The sequence below is a fragment of the Methylomonas koyamae genome, assembly GCF_001644025.1.
GTDB lineage: Bacteria > Pseudomonadota > Gammaproteobacteria > Methylococcales > Methylomonadaceae > Methylomonas > Methylomonas koyamae_A.
Genome location: NZ_LUUK01000130.1, coordinates 1 through 3,916, shown reverse-complemented (window position 1 = coordinate 3,916; position 3,916 = coordinate 1). Strand labels below are relative to the sequence as shown.

General features: G+C 50.0%; 1 protein-coding gene. It reads right to left on the bottom strand.

Going from position 1 to position 3,916, the window contains the following annotated elements:
• Window positions 1-159: 159 nt before the first annotated feature.
• Entirely contained in the window at window positions 160-3,843 is a 3,684-nt protein-coding gene (locus tag A1355_RS09380; protein WP_082885462.1) for a PAS domain-containing protein, read from the bottom strand.
• Window positions 3,844-3,916: the final 73 nt, after the last annotated feature.

Genomic DNA, 3,916 nt, shown 5'->3' with positions numbered 1-3,916 from the left:
TTGCGCGCAAGGCAAAAAGCCATTCGCGCAAGTCTCGGAATCCCAATCGCTAGGCTAAAAGTCTTTCGAGCAAGCGAACTAGAATCGCCGGCAGGGTATAAAACGATTAATCCAGTCCGAAATTGGGGTGTGTCCCAAATTTTGTGTAAACGGAGGTATTCACGGCAGTTGGAGTGTGGTTGCCTGCAATGCGTTGAGAATGCTTGGGTAGTCGAAATTTTCCGCCAACTTCGACAGGTTTTTGTAGAGGACTAAATCGTAAGGGAGAACTTGCTCGATCACCGTGTTGATATGTTCTTGTTCCAGGCTTTTTAACGCCTGGATGAGTTCGTTGCGTAATTCTTGGGGCAATACGGATAGTCTTTCAGTCGTCAATTGCAGGGTATCCGGTTCGGTCGGCTGCGAGTCGGTATAAATATATTGCACGCCTAATTGTCTGGTCAGACATTCGTAGATTTCGTTAAAGCGGTAGGGTTTGCGCACGAAGTCGTCCATCCCCGCATCCTGCATTTCTTGCTGCTGTTCCTTGAAGGCCGAGGCGGTGACGGCGACGATCTTTACCGTTTGACCATCTTGCAATTGACGCAGGCGTTTGGTGGCTTCTATGCCGTCCATGATCGGCATGCGCCTATCCATCCAGATCAAGTCGGGGCGCCATTCTTGGAACACGTCCAAACATTGCCGGCCGTTCTCCACTATTTTCACGACGAAGCCTAAGTCTGTCATCAGGCGGCTGAGCAGCAATTGATTCTCCCGTTGATCCTCGACAATCATGATTCGATACCGAGGCGTTCCTGGTATCGGACTCACCACTTCGCCGGGTGTTCGAATTTCCGGTCCATGAATATCGGCAGGGCTTGCCAGTTCCAGCGGCAAATCCACCCGGAACAGCGATCCCTTACCCGGCGTACTCTCGACGGCGATGCTACCGCCCATCATCCGCACAAACTGGCGGGTGATGGTCAGCCCCAAGCCGGTGCCGCGTTGTCCGCCTCCTTCCGTCAGCTGTACGAAAGGCTCGAATAGGCGCTGATGATCTTCAGGCGCGATGCCGGGTCCAGTGTCCTCGACTTCGATCAATATGTGCTGGCGGGCGTTGTTCTTGACGCCCAAACGCAGCGTCACGCCGCCCTGCTCGGTGAATTTCACGGCGTTATTGATCAAATTAATGATGATTTGACGAATGCGGGCTTCATCGGCCTTGATATAGCGCGGGAACTCGGATGACTGATCCAGGGTCAGCGACAAGCCTTTTTCCCGAGCGCGGAGTTGCATCATTTCAGTGACTTCCCGCACTAGCCCGCCTAAATCGAAGGCGGTGGTTTCCAGTTGCAGCCGTCCGGCTTCGATCTTGGCGACTTCCAGTACGTCGTTGATCAGGGTCAAGAGATGTTCGCCGCTGCGGTTGACGATATCGAGGTTTTCGCGCTGGTGTTCGGTTAGATGCGGATCGCGGCGCATGATATTGGAGAATCCGAGTATGGCATTCATCGGTGTGCGTAGTTCATGGCTCATATTGGCCAGGAATATGCTTTTGGCCTTGTTAGCGGCTTCGGCGGCATCTCGTGCTAACAACAGTTCCGAGGTCCGTTGCCGAACGGTATCCTCCAACCGGTCCTTGTAGCTCAACAACTCGGCCTCTGCCTGTTTGCGCTCGGTAATATCCAATGAGGTACCGATAAAGCGCACCGGTCGCCCATCCTCGTCGAAATAAGGCTCGCCGCGTTCATGGATGTGTTTCACGCGGCCATCCGGGAATAGCAGTCTGTGCTCGACCTGATACAAGCTTTTATCGATGATCGCCTGGTTATAGGCTAATGTCACCTTGTCTCGGTCTTCGGGGTGCACCGTCGCTAAGAATGCGGCAAACGTCGCTTCAAATTGCGTCTTGTCGATCTCCCAAATACGGAATATTTCGTCGCTCCAAATCAACACATCGTTGATCATATCCACATCCCAGCTACCAATGTGGCCAATACGTTGCGCCTCTTCCAGCGCCGACTGACTACGTTGCATCGCTTCCTGGATCCGCTTGCGCTCGGTAATGTCCATGTTGGTGCCAATCATGCGCAGAGGCTTGCCTTCGCTATTCTGTATCGTCTGCGAGTCCGCCTTGATATAGCGGCAGGAGCCATCCGGATGAATGATGCGGAATTCAGGCGAGTACTCGCGCTCGCCCCGCAGGGCGGCCTGAATTTCTCCGTCTATATACGCCTTGTCCTCCGGATGAATGGTCCGTATCCAAGCGTCGTAATCGCCACTGAAGCCGCCTCGTTGAATACCGTAGAGTTGGTACATCGAGTCATCCCACACCAACTCGTTCTTGACGATATCCCAGTCCCATATGCCGATCTTGGCGACGCGTGTGGCCAGTTGCAAGCGCTCCGACGAAAGACTCAAAGCTTCGTCGGCCAGCTTACGCTCGGTGATGTCTATCGCCACGCCATCCCACACCGTTAGATCGTTGACCAATCTGGGTCGGGAATTTATCTGAAACCAACGGTTTGTTCCATTAGCATGCAAAAACGGCAGTTCGATTGAGAAATCGCTTAATCTCCTGGCGCTGTCTGCTTCCGCTTCCTCAAGCAAAACCTTATATTGCGGGTCTAATTGAGTTAATAGCAATGCGGAATGCTTCAGAACTTGTTCCGCTTTTAGTCCATGCGCCTTTTCAACGCCGGCGCTGATAAATTTAAATTCACGCTCGCCATCCGTGGAGATTGTATATTGAAAAATATAGCCATTGGGTAAGTTGTTACCAATGGAACGCAGTTGCTCTTCGTTGGATTTAACGATTTGCAAAAGGTGAAAAGTCGAAACTTTCTCATTTTTTAACTTAATGTTCAGTATTTTTATTCTAACAGTCGTTACCAGCAATGCCAGTACAATGACGCCGAATACAATAATTTGCCAAGAATATTGCTTCAAAAAATCCAGCAGGGTGATTCGATCGATGCGATCGTACGGAGGGGCGTGTATTGCATGTAAAAGTTCGTACACCGGGGAATAATTGGCAGGCAGATCAAAGCCGCCAATAGTTAGCTTATCGATTAACTCCCGGTTGTTGTTCATGGAGAGCAGCGTGCTCACCAAATCGCGTTTTAACTGTGGGTCGATATTGCTGACGGACACTAGCGGCCACTCCGGGTACAATATCGTCGAATGTCGATAAGGGTAGCCGGGAGAATTCATGGCATGAATGATTTTAACGCGATTGAGATCGACTTTATCCTCCTCGGCCATATGCTCCAAAATACCGGAGCGGATAAACCCAACCTCCGCTCTGCCGGCGAGCACTTCTTCAACGACTTTATCCTGCGGCATGCCGGTAAAAACGATATCTTTCAGATTAGGTAAATCTAAGCCCTCCGCCTTAAACAAGTATAGCTGCGCCTGGTAACCCCCCAGCGAATCTTCAAAAACGGCTGCTATTTTGCGGTTTTTAATGTCGGCTAAAGAGTTAATATCCGTATGATCCTGAGTCGTGAATATGATGCCGCCAAAACTACTTAAACTGTAATTAGCTTCGCGATTAATTAAAGTTGCCAGCGGCTGAGTTAAGTTGAATTTATGCGAAAGCAGTACATAATGCGAAGGGTTGGTCAACACAAACTCAAAACGGTTTTCTTCTATCGCCCGTACAAGTCCCGGATAATCGAGTACTTTTACCTCAAAATGATAACGTGGAAGCGATTTTGTCAAATATTCGGCCAAGTTATTCCATCTCGCCTGTTCCTGTGGGATGGGCCGAGGGGATAACATCCCGATGGTTACAAGCTCTTCTGCCGAAATAGCGGTGCAAAAAAGCAGTATGAAAAAAAATGAAATGACTTTTGCCGACATATTCTGTTTATAGGTATACGAGAGCTCAAGGAAATTGAATATGTTTATAAGCGTCTAGGAGCCTGTCGGACTT